Origin of the sequence: Spirillospora sp. NPDC047418 (assembly GCF_040643275.1) — a bacterium.
Taxonomy (GTDB): domain Bacteria; phylum Actinomycetota; class Actinomycetes; order Streptosporangiales; family Streptosporangiaceae; genus Spirillospora.
This window is the reverse complement of record NZ_JBEYTW010000132.1, coordinates 1-21,483: the sequence shown is the minus strand read 5'-3', so window position 1 is coordinate 21,483 and position 21,483 is coordinate 1. Positions and strand designations below refer to the sequence as shown.

At 70.4% G+C, this 21,483-nt stretch carries 21 protein-coding genes; 8 read left to right on the top strand and 13 right to left on the bottom strand.

Translation table 11 applies throughout. The features are described from left to right. Positions 1-387 precede the first annotated feature (387 nt). The gene (locus ABZ806_RS41820) at positions 388-1,119 is read left to right on the top strand and encodes a hypothetical protein (protein WP_500224550.1); all 732 of its coding nucleotides are present in this window, start codon (positions 388-390) and stop codon (positions 1,117-1,119) included. Here the strand turns inward: ABZ806_RS41820 and ABZ806_RS41815 are convergent. Beyond that, the gene (locus ABZ806_RS41815; protein WP_500224547.1) at positions 1,106-2,551 is read right to left on the bottom strand and encodes a WS/DGAT/MGAT family O-acyltransferase; all 1,446 of its coding nucleotides are present in this window, start codon (positions 2,549-2,551) and stop codon (positions 1,106-1,108) included. The two genes, ABZ806_RS41820 and ABZ806_RS41815, sit on opposite strands and share 14 nt — an antisense overlap. Before the next feature lie 307 nt (positions 2,552-2,858). Here ABZ806_RS41815 and ABZ806_RS41810 point away from each other — a divergent pair, with 307 nt between their 5' ends. Next, positions 2,859-3,536, top strand: a complete 678-nt coding sequence (locus ABZ806_RS41810; protein ID WP_500224544.1) for a uracil-DNA glycosylase — start codon at positions 2,859-2,861, stop codon at positions 3,534-3,536. Positions 3,537-3,549: 13 nt separating this feature from the next. Here the strand turns inward: ABZ806_RS41810 and ABZ806_RS41805 are convergent, their stop codons facing one another. Further along, positions 3,550-4,410 (bottom strand): hypothetical protein, encoded by an 861-nt coding sequence (locus ABZ806_RS41805; protein ID WP_500224542.1) that lies wholly within the window; start codon positions 4,408-4,410, stop codon positions 3,550-3,552. Positions 4,411-4,545: 135 nt separating this feature from the next. Between ABZ806_RS41805 and ABZ806_RS41800 the strand changes: the two genes are divergently transcribed. Both ABZ806_RS41800 and ABZ806_RS41795 read left to right on the top strand, forming a co-directional pair. After that, positions 4,546-5,322 (top strand): lysophospholipid acyltransferase family protein, encoded by a 777-nt coding sequence (locus ABZ806_RS41800; RefSeq protein WP_500224538.1) that lies wholly within the window; start codon positions 4,546-4,548, stop codon positions 5,320-5,322. 53 nt (positions 5,323-5,375) lie between these two features. Next, positions 5,376-6,551: a DUF5925 domain-containing protein gene (locus tag ABZ806_RS41795; protein WP_500224535.1), complete on the top strand. Its 1,176-nt coding sequence runs from the start codon at positions 5,376-5,378 to the stop codon at positions 6,549-6,551. 118 nt (positions 6,552-6,669) lie between these two features. Here the strand turns inward: ABZ806_RS41795 and rpsD are convergent, their stop codons facing one another. Then, complete coding sequence (gene rpsD, locus ABZ806_RS41790) at positions 6,670-7,275, bottom strand: 30S ribosomal protein S4 (protein WP_500224533.1); 606 nt, start codon at positions 7,273-7,275, stop codon at positions 6,670-6,672. A 67-nt stretch (positions 7,276-7,342) separates the two neighbouring features. On the opposite strand from rpsD, the gene ABZ806_RS41785 reads away from it, so the two are divergent. Both ABZ806_RS41785 and ABZ806_RS41780 read left to right on the top strand, forming a co-directional pair. Then, positions 7,343-8,095 carry a DUF2470 domain-containing protein gene (locus ABZ806_RS41785; RefSeq protein WP_500224530.1) on the top strand — a complete coding sequence of 251 codons (753 nt, stop codon included), beginning with the start codon at positions 7,343-7,345 and terminating at the stop codon, positions 8,093-8,095. Between the two features lie 326 nt (positions 8,096-8,421). Then, the gene (locus tag ABZ806_RS41780) at positions 8,422-9,603 is read left to right on the top strand and encodes a trans-sulfuration enzyme family protein (protein WP_500224526.1); all 1,182 of its coding nucleotides are present in this window, start codon (positions 8,422-8,424) and stop codon (positions 9,601-9,603) included. Positions 9,604-9,726: 123 nt separating this feature from the next. Here the strand turns inward: ABZ806_RS41780 and ABZ806_RS41775 are convergent, their stop codons facing one another. From ABZ806_RS41775 to ABZ806_RS41730, 10 genes are all read right to left on the bottom strand, one after another. Further along, positions 9,727-10,269, bottom strand: coding sequence for a MarR family winged helix-turn-helix transcriptional regulator (locus tag ABZ806_RS41775; protein ID WP_500224523.1), 543 nt, complete (start codon positions 10,267-10,269; stop codon positions 9,727-9,729). Between the two features lie 74 nt (positions 10,270-10,343). Then, a complete protein-coding gene (locus tag ABZ806_RS41770) occupies positions 10,344-11,360 on the bottom strand; it encodes a hypothetical protein (protein ID WP_500224519.1) in 1,017 nt (338 codons plus the stop codon). 67 nt (positions 11,361-11,427) lie between these two features. Then, positions 11,428-12,723: an MCE family protein gene (locus ABZ806_RS41765; RefSeq protein ID WP_500224516.1), complete on the bottom strand. Its 1,296-nt coding sequence runs from the start codon at positions 12,721-12,723 to the stop codon at positions 11,428-11,430. Then, a complete protein-coding gene (locus ABZ806_RS41760; protein ID WP_500224512.1) occupies positions 12,720-13,781 on the bottom strand; it encodes an MlaD family protein in 1,062 nt (353 codons plus the stop codon). The genes ABZ806_RS41765 and ABZ806_RS41760 overlap by 4 nt, the downstream gene beginning before the upstream one ends. Next, positions 13,781-14,806 carry an MCE family protein gene (locus ABZ806_RS41755; protein ID WP_500224509.1) on the bottom strand — a complete coding sequence of 342 codons (1,026 nt, stop codon included), beginning with the start codon at positions 14,804-14,806 and terminating at the stop codon, positions 13,781-13,783. Before ABZ806_RS41755 ends, ABZ806_RS41760 begins: the two co-directional genes overlap by 1 nt. After that, positions 14,806-15,825: an MlaD family protein gene (locus ABZ806_RS41750; protein WP_500224507.1), complete on the bottom strand. Its 1,020-nt coding sequence runs from the start codon at positions 15,823-15,825 to the stop codon at positions 14,806-14,808. The genes ABZ806_RS41755 and ABZ806_RS41750 overlap by 1 nt, the downstream gene beginning before the upstream one ends. Further along, the gene (locus tag ABZ806_RS41745) at positions 15,825-16,904 is read right to left on the bottom strand and encodes an MCE family protein (protein WP_500224504.1); all 1,080 of its coding nucleotides are present in this window, start codon (positions 16,902-16,904) and stop codon (positions 15,825-15,827) included. The genes ABZ806_RS41750 and ABZ806_RS41745 overlap by 1 nt, the downstream gene beginning before the upstream one ends. Further along, positions 16,901-17,977, bottom strand: coding sequence for an MlaD family protein (locus ABZ806_RS41740; protein ID WP_500224501.1), 1,077 nt, complete (start codon positions 17,975-17,977; stop codon positions 16,901-16,903). The genes ABZ806_RS41745 and ABZ806_RS41740 overlap by 4 nt, the downstream gene beginning before the upstream one ends. Continuing rightward, entirely contained in the window at positions 17,974-18,828 is an 855-nt protein-coding gene (locus ABZ806_RS41735) for an MlaE family ABC transporter permease (RefSeq protein WP_500224498.1), read from the bottom strand. The genes ABZ806_RS41740 and ABZ806_RS41735 overlap by 4 nt, the downstream gene beginning before the upstream one ends. Continuing rightward, positions 18,828-19,631: an MlaE family ABC transporter permease gene (locus ABZ806_RS41730; protein ID WP_500224494.1), complete on the bottom strand. Its 804-nt coding sequence runs from the start codon at positions 19,629-19,631 to the stop codon at positions 18,828-18,830. Before ABZ806_RS41730 ends, ABZ806_RS41735 begins: the two co-directional genes overlap by 1 nt. Before the next feature lie 303 nt (positions 19,632-19,934). Between ABZ806_RS41730 and ABZ806_RS41725 the strand changes: the two genes are divergently transcribed. Continuing rightward, on the top strand, positions 19,935-20,492 hold the full coding sequence (locus ABZ806_RS41725; RefSeq protein ID WP_500224487.1) for a MarR family winged helix-turn-helix transcriptional regulator: 558 nt from the start codon (positions 19,935-19,937) through the stop codon (positions 20,490-20,492). Positions 20,493-20,580: 88 nt separating this feature from the next. Next, positions 20,581-21,432 carry an aggregation-promoting factor C-terminal-like domain-containing protein gene (locus ABZ806_RS41720; RefSeq protein ID WP_500224483.1) on the top strand — a complete coding sequence of 284 codons (852 nt, stop codon included), beginning with the start codon at positions 20,581-20,583 and terminating at the stop codon, positions 21,430-21,432. Positions 21,433-21,483: the final 51 nt, after the last annotated feature.

The following is a 21,483-nucleotide window of genomic DNA, read 5'->3' as shown; positions in this document are numbered from 1 at the left end:
CGAACACCTGCCGCGATGGTTCGGCGCGCCCGCCACCTGACAGCGCGGTAGAAGCGTGCGGGCGGTGCGGCGGTAGACTCCGGAACGCGGACACGCCGCAGGTCAACGTTTTAGGGTGGGCGGGTGGACGAGCGGGGGTGGCTTGCGGGGCGCGTCGCGTTGAACGAGGGGCGGGCTCGGCTCGGCTCGGTGGCCAGCTCGCTTTATCCCGATTCGCCGCGCGTTGCCGGGACGTCGCTGCTCTGCCGGGAGGGATGGGTGCCGGACGCGCCCGTCCCGCTCGCCGACGTCCAACTGGAGTGGGACGCGCGCCCCGTTGCGCCGGTTGTTGCTGAGCCCGGGGACGGGGTGCCTGTCGGGTATCGGACTTATGCCGAGGCTTTGGGGGTGCTTGCGCCGCCGAAGGTGTTCGAGGATCGTCCGGCTTACCGGGTGCTCGATGTCCGCCTTCCCGTGCTGCGGTTCGGGCCCGCACGGTACTTCGACGGCGTGAACGTGGGCGAGGCCGTCGCGCATGAACTGGCGGCGGGGGCGGACGGCCTGCCGCTGCGGAACCGCGTCGGCGACCCCTGCGACCTCACCCGCCGCCCCGCCCTGTGCGCGATCACGACGGTGACCGTGACGGCGTCCGGCCGCTATGTCCTGCACTGGCGCGACCCGGCGAAGGTCGCGCACGCGGGCGGGCTGTACCAGGTGATGCCGGTCGGGGTCTTCCAGCCGCTCCGCGACGAGGCGCCCGACATGTGGCGATGCATGGTCCGCGAGTACGCCGAGGAACTGCTCGGGATGGAGGAGGACTACGGCGACGGTTTCGTCCAGGAGGAGTGGCCCTTCCACCGGGCGATGACCGCCGCTCGCGAGGAGGGACGGCTGCGGGCCCACTTCCTCGGCCTCGGCGTCGACCCGCTGACGTTCGCGCTCGACCTGCTGACGGTCGTCGCCGTCGACGACGACGTGTTCGGCGACCTCTTCGGCGGGCTGGTCCCCGTCAACGACGAGGGCACGGTGTCGACGGCGCCGTTCGACGGGACCGTCCCGCGGCCGATGCAGCCCGCCGGCGCCGCCGCGCTGAGGCTCGCGTGGCGGCACCGCGAAGCGCTCGGCCTCACTCGCGGCTGAGGGCCTTCAGCTCGTCCAGCGCGTCCACCAGGTGGTCCACGATCTCGGACGGGTCGGGGATGAGGTCGCGGCACGCGACGATGCCGATGTTGACCTTGCCGTCGTAGGAGAACACGGTGATGTTCAGGCCGCCGCTCACATCGGTCACCACGGAGATCGGGTAGTAGCCGAGCACCTTCGCGCCGCGCAGGTACAGCGGGAACTGCGGGCCCGGCACGTTCGAGATCATCAGGTTGACGGGGCGCAGCGACAGCGCGGGCGCGGCCTGCAGCGCCAGCTTCGTCACGGCGGCGGTGAGCGGGGCGGGCAGGACGCCGCTCATGTCCCGCACCCAGGCGCCGGACGAGCGGGTGAACCGCCGCTTCGCCACGTCCATGTCGCGCCGGACGGCGGTGTACCGGTCGGCCGGGTCCGGGATGTGCGTGGCGAGCGGCGCCGTCATCAGCGACAGCTGGTTGCCGGGCTCGGCGACCGCCGAACCGCGCCGCAGCGACACCGGGACGGCCGCGATCAGCGGACGGTCCGGCAGGTCGCCGCGCTTGTCGAGCCACTGCCGCAGCGCCGTCGCGCACACCGCCATGACGACGTCGTTCACGCTGCCGCCGAGACCCCGCCTGACCTCCTTGATCTCGGCGAGCGGCAGTTCGCCGAAGGCGACCGAGCGGCGGCGGCCGATCGGCAGGTTGAACGGGGTCGGCGGCGCGCTCGTCCGGGACTGCCTCGGCGTCCCCGGGCGGCGCAGCGCGCCCTGCAGGGCCGACGCCACCAGGCCCACCCCGGGGACGGCCCCGAGGCCGGGGATCTCGTCCAGGTACGGGGCGGTGCGCACCAGCGACACCGCCGACCGGACGGGATGCAGCGCGGCGCGCAGCAGCCCGGTGCCGACCATGTCGAGCACGCCGGGGGCGCAGGCGGGAGTCGACTCGTCGGCGGGCACCTCGCGCGGTTCCGGGGTCAGGTCGAGCAGCGCGGCGAGCGTCTCGGCGGCCATCACGCCGTCGACGGCGGCGTGGTGCACCTTCACGTAGACGGCGGTCAGCCCGCCCTGGAGGCCCTGGATCAGCACCAGTTCCCACAGCGGCCGGGCGAGGTCGAGGGGCTGCTCGTGGAGCATCCCGACGGTGTCGGCGAGCTGCCGGACGGTCCCGGGCGCCGGCAGCCCGATCTCGGTGATGTGCCGTTCGGGCTCGAAGTCGGGATCGTCCTCCCAGTAGGGGTTGTCCAGGCCGAACGGCACCTGCACGAGCCGCTGCCGGAGCGGGCGGGCCGCGAGGTGCGCGCGTTCGCGGATCAGCTCGGCGACGACGGGGACGGTGAGCCGGCCCCCGGGGCACGTCCCGGCGTCGACGAGGCCCAGCCCGGCGATATGGGCGTGGGTCGTATCGGTCTCGGCGTGGAGGAACGTGGCGTCCACGGTGGTCAACTGGCTCATGCTCTGGTCCCGTCCGCTCGTACTGCGCCTGCCCTGCCTTATGGGTTATGCGCTCGGAGGCGGCAGGTCAACGCGAGCCGGAAGGAAGCAACAGGGATTTAACGGGGCGTTTCACCCAGTTCATACGCCGTTTTGAGCGGGTGCTGGACAAGATTTTCACCGTCCCCGGCCTCTTGCGGTCAGAGAACTTCACAAAGAGGGTGCCGAGCGAAGCTCGTCGACTGAATGGCGGCGGGTGGGGGCTGGAGGACGGTCAACAAGGGCATTTATCGGCGGTGGCGCGATCAGCGGACTAGGCTGGTGCGCCATGACGGCACGACCACTCTCGGAGATCGTCGAAGCGGGATGGGCGACGGCGCTGCAGCCGGTCGCCGGGACGATCGCCGCCGCGGGCGACTGGCTGCGCGCCGAGGTGGCCGCCGGCCGCCGCTACCTGCCCGCCGGGAACAACGTCCTGCGCGCGTTCACGCAGCCGTTCGACGACGTCCGCGTCCTCATCGTCGGGCAGGACCCCTATCCGACGCCCGGCCACCCGGTCGGCCTCAGCTTCTCCGTCGCGCCCGACGTCCGGCCGCTGCCCGCGAGCCTGATCAACATCTACCGCGAGTACTGCGGTGACCTCGGGCACCCCGAGCCGTCCAACGGCGACCTCACCCGGTGGACGGAGAACGGCGTCTGCCTCCTCAACCGGTCGCTGACCGTCATGCCCGGCAAGCCCGGCTCGCACCGGAACAAGGGCTGGGAAGAGGTCACCGAGCAGGCCATCCGCGCGCTCGCCGCCCGGAACCGCCCGCTCGTCGCCATCCTGTGGGGGCGGGACGCCCGCAACCTCAAGCCGATGCTCGGCGGCGTCCCCTGCATCGAGTCGCCGCACCCGAGCCCGTACTCGGCCGACAGCGGCTTCTTCGGCTCCCGCCCGTTCTCTCGGGCCAACCAGCTCCTCGAACAGCAGGGCGCGGCCCCGGTCGACTGGAAGCTGCCCTAGCCCTCTCCGGGGCCTAGCCCTCTTCGGGGAGGTGGCGCAGGAGGGTGGCGAACTCGCCGGTGCCCTCCGTCGGGGCGTCGGCCGGCAGCGGGGTCAGCCGGCGGGCGCCGTGGCTCCAGTAGACGCCGGGCGCGCACGGGTCGTCGGCGACGTCGTACATCTCCCGGACCACGTCCGCGAACACCGGCAGCACCTCGCGGACGGCCGTGGACATGATCGGATACAGCAGCAGCGTGCTGTGGCACGGGACGCCCACCAGGGCGCCGTGCTCGTTCGGCCACGGGAGGAACTGGTCGACCTCGCTGAGCAGCGCCGACACGTACCGGCTCCCGGGCTTGTTCACGACGCGGACGTCGCGTCCCGGCAGGAGCGGCTGGTCGTGGACGGAGACGTCCGCGAGCTCCCGGTCGTGGGTGTTCGTCATCACGTAGCCGAGCTTGTGCAGGCCGAGCAGCCCCGCGCGGGCCTTGGTGAGCGGCCCGCCGTAGCGCGGATGCTCGATCATCACCATCGCGTCGAAGTGGTCGCCGGCCGGGACCACGACGAGGCCCTCCCGGTCACCCGGCGCGAGCTTGGGCACTATGCGCAGCCGCAACAGTTCCCTGACGTCCCCGAACAGCTCCATCTCACCGATCGCGAGGAACGCGCGGTCGCCGACTTCGCGGACCCACTCGTCCACCACCTGGGGCCATACCGAGCGCGGCTCGCGGGCGCACCGCTCCAGGACCGTCCAGCTGGAGGCGCGCGCCTCGGACCGGCCGACCGGCAGCACGACCTCGGACGTGCCCGGGTCGAACCAGGCGCTGGGCGCCAGGGCGGGCAGCACATCGCGGATGAGCGCGTGCACGTCCGCCGCCGCGTCCAACGGTTCCATGAAAGCTCATCCTCCTTCAGCCGTCGGCGGATCACGTCACTCCCCAACCTTCTCAGAGATCGGCCCGGTTGTGTGATCCATCGCGATGACGGCCGCACACTCGCTGATCATGGGCTGCTCAAGTACGGTGCCTACATGCGCGAACTCGTGTACCCACCGGTGATCAAGACGGCAGTCGGTGTGTTCAAGGCCCTGAACATCAAGTTCCGGCTGGAGGGGACCGACCAGATCCCCAGTACCGGCGGTGCGGTGCTCGTCAGCAACCACGTGAGCTATCTCGACTTCATCTTCGCGGGGCTCGCCGCCCACCCCGGCAAGCGGCTGGTGCGGTTCATGGCGAAGAAGGAGATCTTCGACAACCGCATCGGCGGGCCGCTCATGCGTGGAATGCACCACATCCCGGTCGACCGGAACGCGGGCGCCTCGTCCTATGCCGCCGCGCTGAAGGCGCTGAAGGGCGGGGAGATCGTCGGGGTGTTCGCGGAGGCGACGATCAGCCGGTCGTTCACCGTGAAGGAGATCAAGAGCGGCGCGGTGCGGATGGCGGTCGCGTCCAAGGTGCCGCTGATCCCGGTCGCGCTCTGGGGCCCGCAGCGCATGTGGACGAAGGGGCGCAAGCGGCGGCTGCTGCAGCGCAACGTCCCGGTGACGATCCTCGTCGGCGAGCCGATGTACCCCAAGCGCGGCGACGACTACGAGGCGGTCACGCAGGAGCTGCACCGCCGCATGTCGGAGCTGCTGGAGAAGGCGCAGCGCGAGTACCCCGAGGTCCCGCGCTCGGACGAGACCTGGTGGCAGCCCGCCTACCTCGGCGGCACCGCGCCGACCCCCGAGGAGGCCGAGAAGCTCGACCTCGAGGAGGCCGAGGCGCGCAAGGCCGCCCGCGAGTCCCGCGAGGCCGGCGGCTCCTGACCGGCGTTTAATTCGCTGGACGCCGGTCATCACCGTGCGTGATCATTCTTGGCATGACCACGTCGCAGGAGAGGCCGCAGGAGGTCCTGCATCTGATCGAGCCCCTGGAGAACACCGCCGACCGGGGCCCGGAGCCGACGCTGCCCGTGGTCTTCAACCTGTCCGACGACAACTCGCCGTCCGACGTGCTGGACGTGCTGTCGCTGCGCCCGTTCGCGTCCGGCGAGCAGCCATGGTCGCGGTCGACGCGGCTGGAGAACGTGAAGGCGGACGCGCCGCTGCGCCCGGACGGCGCCCGCCTCGTCCGGGCCTCGCACGACAACGGCAACGGCAGCGAGTCGCTGCTGTTCGAGGGCGACGGCTGGACGCTGCTGGTGAACCGCTGGAAGAACGGCGGCGCCTACGTGGCGGTGTCCGCGGTCACCGATGAGCTGGCCGAGACGATCCTCGACGCGACCGTCAAGGACGCGACCGAGCCGCCGAAGACCGACGAGAACAACGTCGAGATGGGCTTCTGGCACATGGGGTCGCGCGGCCCGGTCCGCAGCGAGCGCGGGATCACCGCCGACTCCTGGGACGAGATCCGGCGCAACTACACCGCGCCGGTCGCCGAGGCGCTCGACGAGGTCATGGCCCTCACCCGCGACGACGTCGCCGGCCGGCTGCTGCTCCTGCACGGCCCGCCCGGGACCGGCAAGACCACCGCGCTGCGCGCCCTCGCCCGCGCGTGGAAGGACTGGTGCCAGGCCGACTGCGTCCTCGACCCGGAGGCGCTGTTCGGCACCCCGAGCTACCTGATGGAGGTCGCGGTCGGCGACGACCACGACGAGAACCGCCGCTGGCGGCTGCTCATCCTGGAGGACTGCGACGAGCTGATCCGCGGCGAGGCCAAGCAGTCGACGGGCCAGGGCCTGTCGCGCCTGCTGAACCTCACCGACGGGATGCTCGGCCAAGGTCGGGACGTCCTCGTCGCCATCACCACCAACGAGGACCTCGCGATGCTGCACCCGGCCGTCGTCCGCCCCGGCCGCTGCCTCGCCCAGATTGAGGTGGGCCGCCTCACCCGCCCCGAGGCGCTGACCTGGCTGGACGACTCCGACGCCGACGCCCCGCCCGCCGAGATCGGCGCCGACGGCGCGACCCTCGCCGAACTCGTCGCGCTCCGCAAGGGCGAGAAGCGCCCCGACACCCAGGGCGTCCCCGCCACGGCGACCGGCTTCTACCTCTAGCCCGCCCCCGCGAGGCCCACCCAACGTTGACCTGCGGCGTGTTGTTGTTATGAGCGCGTCGAAAACAACAACACGCCGCAGGTCAACGTGGGCGGTGGGGTTTGAGGGGGACGGCCGACTAGCGGGAGTAGTGCTCTACTACTAGCTGCTCGTCGCAGATGACCGGGATCTCTGCTCGTTCGGGGAGTCTGGTGAGCCGCGCGGCCAGGGCCTCATGCCGGACGTCCAGGTAGGCCGGGACGTTCTCGGCGTGCCCGCCGGCCGCTGCGATCTGGAACGCGTCCATGGCGCGGCTGCGCTCGGCGATCGTGATGACGTCGCCGGGCCGGAGCCGGGCGGACGGCCGGTCGACGCGGCGCCCGTTCACCAGCACGTGCCGGTGCACGACGAACTGCCGCGCCTGGTAGATGGTGCGGGCGAACCCGGCGCGCAGGACCAGCGCGTCCAGCCGGCACTCCAGGTCGGCGAGCAGCACATCGCCGGTCTTGCCGCCCGCCTTGTCGGCCTTGGCGAAGGCGTTGCGGAGCTGCGCCTCGCGGATGTTGTACTGCGCCCGGAGCCGCTGCTTCTCCCGCAGCCGCACCTTGTAGTCGCTCTCCTGCTTGCGCGCGCGCCCGTGCACGCCGGGCGGATACGGCCGGGCCTCGAAGTACTTCACGCTCTTCGGCGTCAGCGGGATACCGAGCGCCCGCGACAACCGCACTTTCGGACGGGGGTTGTTCATCACTCTCCTTAGTGATTAGGTAAACCTAAGTTAGGTAAGCCTAACCTGATACGTCAAGGAGGCAGCGGTGCGGGGAGCGGAGACGACTGCGGAGGGGCCGGCGCCGGCGGAGCGGGCGCGGACGCTGGCCTACGGCATCGCGGGCGGGGTGCTCGCCGCGCCGTGCGCTCCGGACGCGCACGTCCCCGCGCACACCACCGACCGGGGCGGCAGGCCGCTGCTGCTCGTGCCGTCCGCCGCGCCGGTCGTCGCCGCGCTCGCCGCCGAGCCGGACGACATGCCCGCCACCCTGCGGATCTGCGACGTCGCGCCGGTCGCGTTCCCCGACCGGGTGCGCGGCCGGGCGTGGCTGCACGGCTGGCTCGCCCGGGTCCCGGACGCCGAACTGCGGGACGCCGCACTGCGGCTCTCGCACGTCCACCCGCGCCCAGAACTGCTCGACCTCAAAGGCGGCGACTGGACGATCCTCGCCCTGGAAGTGGCGCAGGTCGAGATCGACGACGTGTGGGGGAGCGCCACCCTCGAACCCGAGGAGTACGCGGCCGCCGCACCGGACCCGTTCGTCGCCGTCGAGGCCGGCGTCCTCACCCACCTGGACTCGACGCACCGGGAGGAGATGGCCGCGCTGCTGCCCGACTCCGTCCCGCCCGGACCGGTCCGGCCGCTCGCGTTGGACCGGTACGGGATCTGGGTACGCTGCTCCCCGCCGGCCCACCCGTCGCCGTTCGACGTGCGGCTCGCGTTCGCCCGGCCTGTCAGTGATCTCCACGGTCTCCGCTGCGTCTACCGCACGCTGTTCGCCCGCGCGGCCCGGGGCTGACCCGTAGGTACGTACCGCCTCGCACCCGGACGTACGCCGCGATATGGCGGTGATCTCCCGGATGGTGCCGAGGGGGTCCGCCGGGTGATGCTCAGAACTCCGGTCGAGGGACGCCGAAACGGCACCTTCGTCCGGGACGATCCCGATCGCCGGCCGGCCCTCGCGGGGTGGGCGGGCCGGCGGCGGGAACCGTCCCGGTGCGGGGGCCGGGCGTTCCCGGCCGGGCCGGTGGTCCGAGGCCGCGGAGCGGAAGCCGGGGGCGTGGTCCGGGCCACTGGTCGCGATTGGCCGTTCCGGGTCGTCCGATCCCGGCGCAGGCTGGAGGCATGACCGGACACCACCCGCAGACCCGCGCCGTCCATCCGCCCGTGATAGCTCCCGAGGGCAGCAGGCCGATCGCCGTCCCGATCTACCAGGGCCACCTGTTCGCCTTCGACGCCGCCGACGACCTGGCCGCCGCCTTCGCCGGCCCGGACGGGGCGTTCTTCTACGCCCGGATGGGCAACCCGACCGTCCGCTCCCTGGAACGCGCCGTCACCGAACTCGAGGGCGGCGCCGGGGCGCTGGCCACGGCGTCCGGCATGGGCGCGGTCAACGCCGTCCTCATGGGGCTCTTGCGCAGCGGCGACCACGTCATCGCCCAGACCGCCCTCTACGGCGGCACCTACGCGCTGCTCACCAACCTGGCCGAGCGCTGGGGGGTCGATGTCACCTTCGTCCCCGGCGACGACCCGGCCGAGGTACGCGACGCCCTGCGCCCCACCACCCGCCTCCTCTACCTGGAGACGATCGCCAACCCCACCACGCACGTCACCAACCTGCCCGCCTTCACCGAGGCCGTGCGCGGCACCGACGTGCTGACCGTCGTCGACAACACCTTCGCGCCGCTGCTCTGCAAGCCCATCGACCACGGCGTCGACATCGTTATCCACTCGGCCACCAAGTTCCTGAGCGGGCACGGCGACATCATCGGGGGCGTCGCCGTCTTCGCCGACCCGGACGTCCACCGGCGCGTCTGGCACCACGCCATCGAACTCGGCTCCACCGCCGACGCGCACGCCGCCTGGCTGACCGTCCGCGGCCTCGCCACGATGCCGCTGCGCGTGGCCCGGCAGAGCGCCTCCGCCCTGGACATCGCCCGCCGGCTAGCCGCGCACCCGTCCGTCACCCGCGTCCACTACCCGGGCCTGCCGGGCCACCCGCAGCACGAGGTCGCCCGCCGCCTCCTCCCGGACGGCGCCGGCGGCGTCCTCGCCTTCGAACTGACCGGCGGCCGCGACGCCGGCCGCACCTTCTCCGAGGCCGTCGACCTGATCTCGCTGGGCCCGTCCCTGGGCAACATCGCCAGCCTGGTCATGCACCCGGCGAGCACGTCCCACCGCCAGATGGACGCCCCCACCCTGGCCGCCGCGGGCATAGCCGAGGGCCTGGTCCGCCTGTCCATCGGCCTGGAGCACCCACAAGACCTCTGGACCGACATAACCCAGGCCCTAACGAAGGCGACCTAGTGCGCCGTCCGGGTCCACCGGACGCGTTGATCTGCGGCGTGTTGTTGTTATGAGCGCCTCGAAAACAACAACACGCCGCAGGTCAACGTTGTGGGGGGCTGGGCGGCGTTCGTGGTCGCCGTGTTAGCGGAGGTCGCCTAGTTCTTCGCGGGCCGTGGTGCGGAGGGTGTGCAGGGCGTCCACCAGGGCGCGGCGCTGCTCCTCGGTGAGGGGGCCCGCGAAGTGCTCGCGGAGCGTCTCGGCGTGGACGCGCAGGGCCTCGTCCAGCTTCGCGCGGCCCGCCGGGGTGAGGTCGACCATCTGCCGCCGCCGGTCGCCGGGGGCCGGTTCGCGGCGGACGAGGCCGGCCTCCTCCATCCGGTCGATGATGCGGGTCATGCCGCCGCTGGTCAGGATCAGGTCGCCGGCCAGGCCGCCCATCGACCGCGGGCACTCGGCGCCCGCGCCGGACAGCCGCAGCAGCACCTCGAAGACCGCGTGCCGGATGCCGCAGCGGCGCTCCAACTCCCGGCCCGCGATCCGCTCCAGCACCGACGCCGCCCCCAGCAGCGCACCGAACTCGTGGACGACGTCGTCGGCGACGATCGCATCCCGTTCGTCCTTGTGGTCCTTGTGGCCCTTGTCGTCCTGGTCGTCCTGGTCGTCCTTGTCGGTCACCGTCGCCATGTCCCCCGTCGTCGTAGGCATAACGTGCGGCCGCCCCGCACGCTTCCGTGCGGGGCGGCCCGTGCCGGCGAACGTCAGTTCTTCGGCTTCTCGCTCTTCTCCGCCTTCGGCGACGGCGACGTGGACGCGCCGCCGTTCGGCACACCCGGGATCTGGCTCTGCTGCTGGTTCCGGTTCTGGTCGTTGATACCGGACGGGTACTGCTGAGTGATCTTCCAGTCGCCGTCGATCTTGCTGAGGGACAGCCTCAGCAGCGTCGCGGGCTGGTTGATCGTGCCGTCCTTGGTCTTGAGCGCCATGTCCATCATGAGTACCGCCGTGCCGAACTTGCCGTTGACGCTGCCGACGAAGACCTGGTTGCTCTTGGAGGTCAGCGCCACCTGCGCATCGGCCTGGAAGGCGCTGGCCACCGTCGGCACCGTGTTCTTCTTGTAGTCGTCGAGCATGTCGCCGGCCAGCAGCTTCATGGCCTTGTCGGTCTGCGTCTGGTAGTTCGTGGCGTTGTAGTTGTACGCGACGTCGCCGTAGTCGGAGGCGACCTTGCCGATGGCCTCCCGCTCGTCCTGCTTGGACGACATGGAGTGTGCGCTCGTCCCCTGCCAGATCGCCAGGCCGCCCAGGACCACGACCAGGACGGCCAGCACCGCGGCCGGGACGAGAGGCAGGCTGAAGGCGTCCGTACGCACCGGCGCCTTCTCGTCCGCCTTCTCGTCCGACTTCGCCTCGGCCTTCTCCGGGGGTTCGAGGTCGGCCGGGCGCGGCTTGACGGCCTTCGCCGCCGGCTTCGCGGCCGGCTTGGGAGCGGGCTCGGCGGCGGGCTCGGCCGGGGCCTCCTCCGCCTCCTGCGCCTCGGCCTCCTCGGCGTCGAGGGCCTCCAGCACCTCGTCCAGGTCCTCGTCGTCGATGACCTCGATGACCCGCACGCGGCGCTTGCGCTTGGCGGCGGGCCGCGCCGGAGCCGCGGCGGCCTCCGCGGCCTCGCCGGCCTCCGCCGCCGCCGCGGCCTCCTCGGTCTCCGCCTGCTCCTCGGCCGGGACCGCCTCGACCTCGTCGACCTCGTCCTTGCCGGTCTTGCCGGTCTTGGCTGTCACTTCGGTAGCTCCTCGGGGATTGGGTCAGTCCTTGCTCCGGCGCGGCCGGCTCAGTACGTCAACCGCCTCAGTCCTTCCGCCGGCGCAGCCGGTTCAGGCGGGACACCACGGGCACCGAGCCCATCATGACCCTGATCAGCACCAGCAGGGCGATGACCGGGGGAACGTACACTAGCCACAGCGGCGGCCCGCCGGAAGAGTCCTCGTTGTTCGCGGCCTTCTTCGCCTGCACGTCCTTCTGGTCCAGCGCGGGGTCGTGCGTCGGGATCGTCTCGCCGGGGTTCTTGGCCTTGTAGGGCTTCTGCTTCGTCACCGCCGGCATCCGCCCGCCGGGGCAGGTCGGCACCTTGTTCACGGCCGGCTGGCCGAGCGGGTACTTGTACTCCAGCGTCGCGGGCGTGTTCAGCGTGACCTGGAAGACGACGTTCAGAACGGGCTTGCCCTGGTCCATCCCGATCACGTTGTCGAGGACGTTCTTCAGCTGCGGCGCCCGCGCCAGCGTCTTGTTCAGGTCGTACAGGTAGCGCGGGTTGTACTTCCCGACGCCCCAGTTGCCGAGCATGTCGACGGTGCAGCCGAAGTCGGCCTCGGTCTTGCCGAGCAGCCCGTTGACGGTGGACAGCAGGTCGGGGCCGCGGTCGCGCAGTTCGGCGATCTGGCCGCGGACCTGGCTGAGCGCGGCGGTGAGCGCGGCCAGGTTGTCGATGCCGGCGCCGAGCGAGCCGCGGTTGCGGTTCAGCACGGTGGTGATCCGGCCGAGGTCCTTGGTCAGCCCGTCGAGCAGCTCGGTGTTGTCGGCGAACGTCTTGGTCAGGTCGTCGCCGCCGTTGATGATCTGGCGGAGCGACTCCTCGCGCCCCGACCAGCCCTCGGCCAGTTCGTGGGTGAGGACCTTGGCGTCCTCGGGGTTGATGGCCTTGAGCGAGTCGATGACCGCGCCGAACAGGTCGCCGTACTTCGGCGGGACGGACGTCTGCGACACCGGGATGACGGTGCCGGCCTTCATCGCCGGGGCGTCGGTCTTGCCGGCGCCCGGGGTCAGCTCGACGACCGGCTCGCCGACCGCGGACTTGCGGGCGGCGGCGGCGGTGACGCCCTGCGGGATCGTCACGCCGCGGTCGATGTCGAGCCGGACGATGACCTTGTCCTTCTCCAGCTTCACCGAGTCGATCTTGCCGATCCGCAGGCCGAGGTAGTCGACCTCGAAGTTCGGGTGCAGTCCCGGCGAGGACTCGAACTCGACCGTGATGTGGTACGGCCGGTCGATGAAGTCGAACCGGATGACGTTGTTGAACGCCCACACCAGCATGACCACGGCGAGGATGGCGAAGGCCGCCAGGTTGATCGTGAGTCGCCTGTTCATCCGCGCGGCTCCAGCATCTTCTCCAGGTCCGGCAGAGCGTCTCTGAGCTGCTTCGGAATCTCGGGGGTGGAGCTCTTCTTCTTCGGCGGCTCGCTGAGGCCGGGGAAGAGCGGCCGCCCGTCCGGCCAGGTGACCCGGACGATCGGGTAGAGCAGCAGCTGGCCATCGTAGCTGGCCAGCGGGATCTTGTAGGAGAAGGCGACGATGCCGTCCACCACGGCGGTGAGGCGCTTGCGGTTGCTGCCGAGCTGCTGCAGGACGGGGTCGAGGTCGTTCAGCAGCTTGCGGAACCGCGTGATGCGCCCCTCCAGCACCTTGTCGTTCAGCTCGCGGGCCATCCGGGTGAGCGTGTCGACGGCCTTGATGATCTTGTGCTTGTCGTCGTTCAGCATCCGGGTGGTGCGCTCGAGCTGGCCGGGCGCCTGCGCCAGGGCGTCGCTGCCCTTGGCCAGCGAGCGCCCGAGCTGCGCGAAGTGGTCGATGGACTCGCCGAGCTCGACGCGCTGGGCGGCGAACATCTGCAGCAGGTCGCTCGCCTGCGCGATCGTCTTGTTGAGTTTCTGCCCGTTGCCGTCCAGCGCGGTGGCGCCGGCGTTGACGACCGTGGCGACGTCGTCGCCGGCGAGCGCCTGGATCAGCGGCCCGGCCTGCCCGACGACGTCCTCGAACGCGGGCTGGACGCTGGTGTCGGTGATGGCGGCGCCGGAGGCGAGGAACGGGCCGCGGTCCATGCTGGCGCCGGGCGGCAGCCGCAGGTCCACGTAGTTCTCGCCGAGCAGCGACGTCACCTTGATCTCGGCGCGGGTGCCCTTGGGGATCTTGATGTCGTCCTCGATGGACATCGTCGCCCGGGCCTTGTAGCCGACGAGTTCGACCTTGGTGACGGTGCCGATCGTGATGTCGGACATCTGCACGCTGTGCCCGGCGACGAGGCCCTGCGCGTCGTCGAACGTGGCGGTCAGGGTCAGGTCGCCCTTCGGCGCGCCCGCGGTCTTGTAGGAGCAGCCGGAGACCGCGAGGACCGCGGCCACCATGACGAGTAGGAGTCTCCTGCCCATCAGTTGCCTCCGTCCCAGGGGCAGTTGGAGTTCGGCTTGGGCAGCGGGCAGCCGACGTCGTCGGTCTTCATCAGGCCCTTCAGCCACGTCCGCAGGAACGCGTCGGTGGCGAACCGGATCTGCAGCGACTTGTTCTTCGGGTTGTAGCCGCCGATGAGGGCGTCGCCGATGCCGGGCAGCACGTGCAGCAGCTGCGCGATCTCCTTGGCGTTGCCCTTGAGGACCAGCGCGGCCCGGGTGAGGACGGCGAGGTCGTAGGGCAGGTTGCCCTTGTACTTCTGGATCAGCTTGTCGCCGTTCTTGGCGAGTTCGAGGATGCCGGTGATCAGCTGCTGCAGATCGCCGCGCTCGGAGCTGAGCACCCGGCTCGCCTCGCCGAAGTCGCGGATCATGGTGCCGAGGACCTGCTCGCGCCCGCGCACCACGCCGGCGAGCCGGTCGAGGTTCTGCGCGACCTCGATGAGGTCCTGGTCCTGTCCGGCGACGTTCTCGATGAGGCGGGCGCTCTGCTCGAGCGTGGCGTTGAACTCCTTGCCGTTGCCCTTGACCGTGTCGGCGGCGGTGCCGAGCGCGGACTGCATCTTGGTCGGGTCGAGCGCGTTCGCGAGGTTGGTGAAGGAGCTGAGCGCGTCGTCGACCTCGACCGGCACGTGGGTGCGCTCGATCGGGATGACGCTCGCGGTCTCCTTCGCCTCCCCCGGCTTCCACGCCGGGTGCAGGACGAGGTTCCGCTCGCCGATGAGGTTCAGCGGGACGATCGACGCCTGCACGCCGCGCGGGAGCGGGACGTCCCGGCGGATGTGGAACGTCACCTTGACCTTGTCGCCCTGGTTCTCGACCTTGTCGACGAGGCCGACGTCGGCGCCCATCACCTTGACCTTGGACTCCGGGTAGAAGGAGCGGGCCTTCGGCACGAAGACGGTCATGGTCCGGTCGCCGCCGCCGGACGGGGCCAGCGAGCAGCCGCCGGCCGACGCGGCCATGGTGAGGGCGAGCGCCGCGGCGAGGCCCTTCCCCCTGCCCATCAGTTGCCTCCCTGGCGCCGGGTGGAGATCGGGCCCGGCGGCTGCAGCGGGCCGAGCCCGGTGAGCACGCCCTCGATCCAGTTGCCGTTGCCCTTGAGGTTGGCGACCTGCTGGAACGTCGGCCCGAGCAGCGAGAAGTCGGTGTTCAGCGCGTCCATGTTGGGCGCGAGCCTGGTGGTGAGCAGGTGCAGGTTGTCCAGCAGCGCGTCGAGCTGCTTCTGGTTCTTGGAGATCACGTTGGACAGCGTCCGGACGGTCCGGTTGCCCTGCCCGATCGTCGCGGCCAGCTCGTTGCGGCGCCGCACCAGCGACTGCAGCAGCACCTGGCTGGAGTTGATGATCTCGCGGAGCTGCTGGTCCTTGCCCGCCAGCGTGCCGGTGATCGTCTTGCTGCTCTCGATGAGCTTCTGGATCTGCGGGTAGGAGTCGTTGAGCATCCGGGACACGTCCTGGATGTTGGTGAGGACCCGGTTCAGCTTCGCCGCGCCCGGTGACTTGATCTTGTTGACCTCGGTGAGCAGCTTGTCGATGCTCTTCTCGTCGAGCTTGCCGACGATGTTCTGCGCGCCTTCGAGGGCCTCGGGGACGGTGAACGGGACGCTGGTGCGCGTCAGCGGGATGCGCCGCTTCGACTCCGGCACGTCCGACATGTAGGGCTTGGAGACCGGGCCGGACAGCCGCAGGTACCGGCCGCCGAGCAACGTCGTCGTCTGGATCTCCGCCCGGGTCTTCGGCCCGAGGTCGATCCCGGCGTTGATGTGCATGGTCACGATGACCTTGCCGTGCTTGAAGTCGGGCGTCACCGAGGTGACCCGGCCGGACTTCACGCCGGCGACCCGGACGTCCTGGCCGGACTTCAGCCCGGCCGCGTCGCTGAACTCGCCGCTCATCGTGTAGCCGCGCTCGAACAGGTGCAGCTGCCCGATGGCGAACGCGAACACGCAGGCGGCGCCGAGCGCGGACAGCGTGACGATCGCGACGATCTTCTGGTTGACGTCCCGCAGGGACTTCAGCGCCATCAGCCGCCACCCCCTTGCAGCATCGCCTTGAGCTTGGCGAGGTCGTCCTTGGACGGCTGGCCGGTGCCGGGCGCCTTCGGCAGCTCCATCGGGAACGGGCAGGGCCCCTGCATCACGTTCAGGCAGAGCGCGTTGGTGCGCAGGAAGTGGCCGCCGTTCGCGGTGGAGAACAGCTGCCGCAGCGTCAGCGGGAGCTGCTGCACCATCTTCTCCAGCTGGTCGACGTTCAGCCGGAACGTGGTGGCGAACTTGCCCAGGTTGTCGACGATGCGGGCGAGTTGCGCGTCGTTGCCGCCGAGCACCTGGTTGAGGTTGGTGGTGACGCCGCCGATCTCGACGATCGCGTTCTCCAGCAGCCGCCGGTTGTTCGCGAACACCTTGGTGAGCGACTCCAGGTTGTCGATGCTCGCGGCGATCTGCTTGTCGCGGGTGGCGACGGCGCCGCTCACCGTCTCGTAGTTGTCGATCATTCCCTCGATCGTCTTCTTGCGCGCCGCGAACGTCTGCAGGAGCAGGTCCAGGTTGTCGGTCAGCAGCGAGATGTTCTGCTCGTTGCCGTCCAGCGCCTGGGAGAAGGAGAAGAGGATCTTGTTGAGCTGGTTCGGGTCGAGGTTGCGGGTCAGCGGGCCGAGCGCGTTGACGACGTCGCCGAGGTCGACCACGGACCGGGTGTGCGGGACGCGGTCGCCGTCGTCCAGCATCTTCTGGCTCGTCCCCGGCTCCAGGTAGACGACCCGCTGCCCCATGACGTTGCGCCAGCGGATCGCGGCGGTGGAGTCGGACGGCAGCTTGACGTCCTTGTCGACGGCCATCTTCACCACGGCCTTGCCGCGCACCACCTCGATGCCGTCCACCTGCCCGACGGGCGTGCCGGCGACCTTGACGTCGTCGCCCTCCAGCAGGCCGGTGACGTCGTCGAAGGTGGCGGACACCTTGTAGCGGGCGTTGAAGCTGGTGCCGAGGATCTGCTGGCCGATGTAGAAGGTGAGCAGCCCGGTCAGCGCCACGAACACCAGGAACTTCAGCGTGGTCGCGTACTCGGGTCCGCGCGCGGACTTGCCGCGCATGCGCGGGCTCATGGCCGCCCCCCGGTCTTCTGCTGCCCGGGGAGCCGCATCTCGAAGGCCGTCTTCGCCGGCGGTGTCGTGCACGCGTCGATGAAGATCTGGCAGATGTCCAGCGGGAGGTCGTCGCGCGCCTGCGCGATCACGGTGCCCTCCGGGCCGGGGATGCGGATGATCTGGGCGAGCAGGTTGAAGAACCCGTTCAGGCTGTCCAGCAGCACCGGGATGTTGCGGCGCTGGTTGTCGAACACCGTCACGAGGTCGCCGCCGTTGTCGATGATCTTCCCGAGGTTGCCGCCGTGCTGCTGGAGGTTGCGGCCGAGCGTGTCGCCGAGCTTGGTGGACTCGTCCAGGAGCTGGGAGACCTTGTCGGGACGCTCGTTGATGGCCTGCGAGAGCCGGTTGAAGTCGCCGGTGAAGGCGGCGATCGTGCCGCCCCGGGGCCCGAGCGTGCCGGACAGTCCGTTGATGTCGTTCAGCAGCGCGTTGATGGCGGCGCGGTCCTTGTGGGTCGCGTCGACGACGATCGCGCCGTTGTCGATCGTGCGGCGCAGCGCCGGCCCCTGGCCGGACAGCCCGGCGCCGAACGTGTGCAGGATCGTCGCGACGTCGTCGGGGTTGATCGCCTTGGTCAGCTCGTAGGCGGGCCAGGCGGTGTCGGACAGGTCCTCCGGGTCGTGCGTCTTCGCGATCGTCCCGCCGTCCTTCAGGTACGGGCCGCTCAGCTCGTGCGCGCCGAGGTCGAGGCTGATGTCCTTCGGGCCGAACACCGAGACGGGCTCGACGGTCGCGACGGCGGTGTCGGCGACCTGGACGCCCTTGTCGACCCGGATCCGCACCTTGACGCGGCCCTGGTCGTCGAGGTCGAGGCGGTCGACGGTGCCGACGGAGATCCCGCGGACCTTCACCTCGGACTTGCTCGGGTCGAGGCCCTGCCCCGCCCGGCTGAACGTCGCGTCGTAGTACGTGGAGCCGGCGTGGTCGGGGGTCGAGCCGATCGCGACGAACGCGGCCGCGGCGGCGATGACGCCGGCGCCGACCAGCCCGAAGACCGTCCGGGAGCGCGGGGAGAGTGTCTCGTCGCTCATCCGGTCAGCTTCACTGTGCTGCCGTGTCCCCAGAAGATGTAGGACAGGACGAGGTTCATGAGGATCATCAGGATGGTCGACTCCCGGATCGCGCGGCCGGCGGCGACACCGACGCCCACCGGGCCGCCCGAGGCGTAGTAACCGCGGTAGCAGTGGATGAACATGATGATGAAGGCGAACACGGCGACCTTGATGACGCTGTAGAACACGTCGATCGGCGGCAGGTAGAGGTGAAAGTAGTAGTCGTAGATGCCGGGCGAAAGACCGAAGTACTGGATCGTGATGAACCTGGTGGCGAAGAACGCCATGAACAGTGACACGAGGTACAGCGGCACGAGCGCGATGACGCCGGCGGCGACGCGGGTGCAGACCAGGTAGGCCAGGGAGTTGATGCCCATGACCTCCAGCGCGTCGATCTCCTCGGAGATCCGCATGGCGCCGATCTCGGCGGTGAACCCGGTGCCGACCTGCGCGACCAGCGCGACGCCCGCGATGATCGGGGTGACCTCGCGGACGTTGGAGTAGCTCGCGACGAGGCCGGTGAACGCCTCGGCGCCGATGCGCTCCAGCCCGGGGTAGCCCTGCAGGCCGACCATCGCGCCGGTGGCGAGCGACATCGTCGCGATCACGAAGATCATGCCGCCGCCGATGACGAGGGCGCCGACGCCGACGGAGATGTCGCTGACCTGCTTGGCGAGCGTCTTGCCGTACTTGCGCCGGATGATGATGTCGACGAACAGGTGGTAGAGGACCCGGCCGAGGAAGATCGGCAGGTTGGCCGAGGCGGCGAGGCCGGCGGTCCGGCCCTTGAAGGCCCGGCCCAGCTTGCGTACGGGAGATATGGCGACCATCAGAACCTCGGGGGGAAGAGGACCTGGTAGATCATGGTGAGGATGTAGTTCGTCGCGAACACCACGATCGAGGTGACGACGACGGCCTTGTTCACCGCGCGGCCGACGCCGACGGGGCCGTAGTCGCAGTTCATGCCCATGTAGCAGGCGACGGCGGCGGCGATGAAGCCGAACACCCACGCCTTGAACAGGGTGATGACCAGGTCCGAGAACTGCAGCAGGGTCGTCGAGCCGTCGAAGAACGCGCCCGGGCTGACGCCCTGCTGGATGACGTTGAAGTAGTAACCGCCGAGCACGCCCGCGAGGATCACCACCGAGCACAGCAGCCCGGACACCATGCTCGCCGCCCACAGCCTCGGGGTCACCAGGCGGTGGATCGGGTTGATGCCCATGACCTCCATCGCCGAGAGCTCGTCGCGGATGTTGCGGGCGCCCATGTCGGCGGTGATCGCCGACCCGCCCACCCCGGACACCAGCAGCGCGGCGGCGAGCGGCGCGACCTGCTGGATCATCGCGGCGGTGAGCAGCGCGCCGGTGCCCGACTGGGCGCCGAGCTGCCGGGCGATGTCGCCCACCTGGAGCGAGATCGTGGCACCGAGCGGCACCGCGATGAGCATCACGGGGACGGCCGTGACGCGCGCCAGGAACCAGCACTGCTCGATGAACTCGCCCCACCATTGGCGCAGGTCCCAGGAGCGGCGCAGCCCTTCGAGCAGGGTCACGCACAGCAGCCCGGTCTCGTCGAGCGCCCGCCCGACGCGTCTGCGTGCCAGGTCGGGGGCCTTGTTCAGGCTCAAGGCCATCAGCCGGTGACCTCCCCCTTGGGGGCGGGGTGAAGGTACATACCAGCCTCCTTCGTTCTCGGACGTCGGCGCCCATCCGATACTCCGGATCCCGCCGGACCATAGGCGGCGCCAACGTCCTTGCCAGTGCGCGCCACCGTGGTCTCGGCAGAGACCGGGATCACATGGTGCCCAAGCAAGCACTCGGGCACCACCCGTGTGATCTGAGGCACTCTATTGGAAGAAGGTCTAAGAAGCGAGTACTTACATCTGCTTTTGTCCGAAGCTACGATCGGCCGCACGATGATCGACGCGGGACGAGAGATGGCAGCGGACTCGGGCGACGGAGCCGACCCGCTGGTCATCGGCGTGCGCGACCAGTGGGACGCGCACGGGCTCCAGGGCGAGCCGTGGCCGTTCATGGCGATCTGCTCGGTGGCGCGGCTGCACCAGCTGCTGAAGAAGGCGCTCGACGACGAGCTGAAGCGGCTGGACCTCACCCGCACCGGCTACTTCCTGCTGACCGCGCTGGCCCTCACGCCGCGCGGCAGCGCGCGGCTGAGCACGCTCGGCCGGTTCCTGATGATGCATCCGACGACCGTGAAGCTGACCGTCGACCAGCTGGAGGCCGCCGGGTTCGTCGGCCGCACCCGGCATCCGCGCGACCGGCGCGCGATCCTCGTCGGGATCACCCCGGGCGGGCGGGAGCGGGTCAACGAGGTCGGCGCCGCGCTGGAGGCGCCGGGCAGCGCGTTCGCCCCGTTCGGCGGCATGCACCGGGAGCTGTTCGAGGCGCTGCAGCCGGCGCGCCTCGCGGCCGGCGACGTGGAGGCCGTCCAAGTGGAGCCCGGCCAAGTGGAGCCCGTGCATCGCGCGGACTGAACCGCGTACCATGCGGCCCGCGTACCTACACACCGACGACCCTTCACTCCGACGACATGAATCCCGGGCGATAAGGCAGTCTTCTCCTATGCCACAGAGTCACGGCACTCGCAGACGTCCCCCCGGCGGCGGGCGGCGTGCCCGCTCGGCACGGGTCCCCGCGCCGCGTGAGGCACCCGAGGCGCACGGCCCGGGCGGTCCCCGCGGCCCGTACGACGACCGGTTCGACGACGACGGCTTCGGCGGGATGCCGCCGCTCCCGCCGGAGAAGAAGCGGCGCGTGCGGCGCGTCCTCACCAGCAACGTGACCATCACCGTCGCCGCGATCGCGGTCATCGGCACGGGGGTCACGATGGTCGACCTGGACGCGTTCACCGGCGACGACACCAAGCCGCCGCAGGCCGCCGCCGCGGGGCTGTCGACGAACGACATGCTCGCCAAGCTGACCTCGTCGTCCGACATCGACAAGGTCACGGCCAACGCGGTCGCCCAGGCCAAGGAGCGCGCCTACAAGGAGCACCAGGCCGAGCTGAAGCGGCTGAAGGCGAAGGCGAAGCGGGACGCGGCGGCGCGGGCGAAGCTGAAGGCCGAGCAGGAACGCAAGCGGGAGCGCGAGCAGCTCGCCAAGTCCAACCCGAGCGCCAAGCAGAACAAGGCGTACGGCAAGAAGATGAACGCGCTCAAGGGGTGGGGGCGGTGCTGGCCGTCCCTGCTGACGCTGTGGAACCACGAGAGCGGCTGGAACGAGCGGGCCGAGAACCCGTCCAGCGGCGCCTACGGCATCCCGCAGGCGCTGCCCGGCTCGAAGCTAGCCAGCGCGGGCGCCGACTGGCGCACGAGCTCCCCCACCCAGATCGCGTGGGGCCTCGGCTACATCAAGGCCCGCTACAAGGACCCGTGCGGCGCATGGTCCTGGTGGCAGGCCCACAACTGGTACTAGCCCCACCTTCTCCGTTGACCTGCGGCGTGTTGTTGTTATGGACGGCCCCAT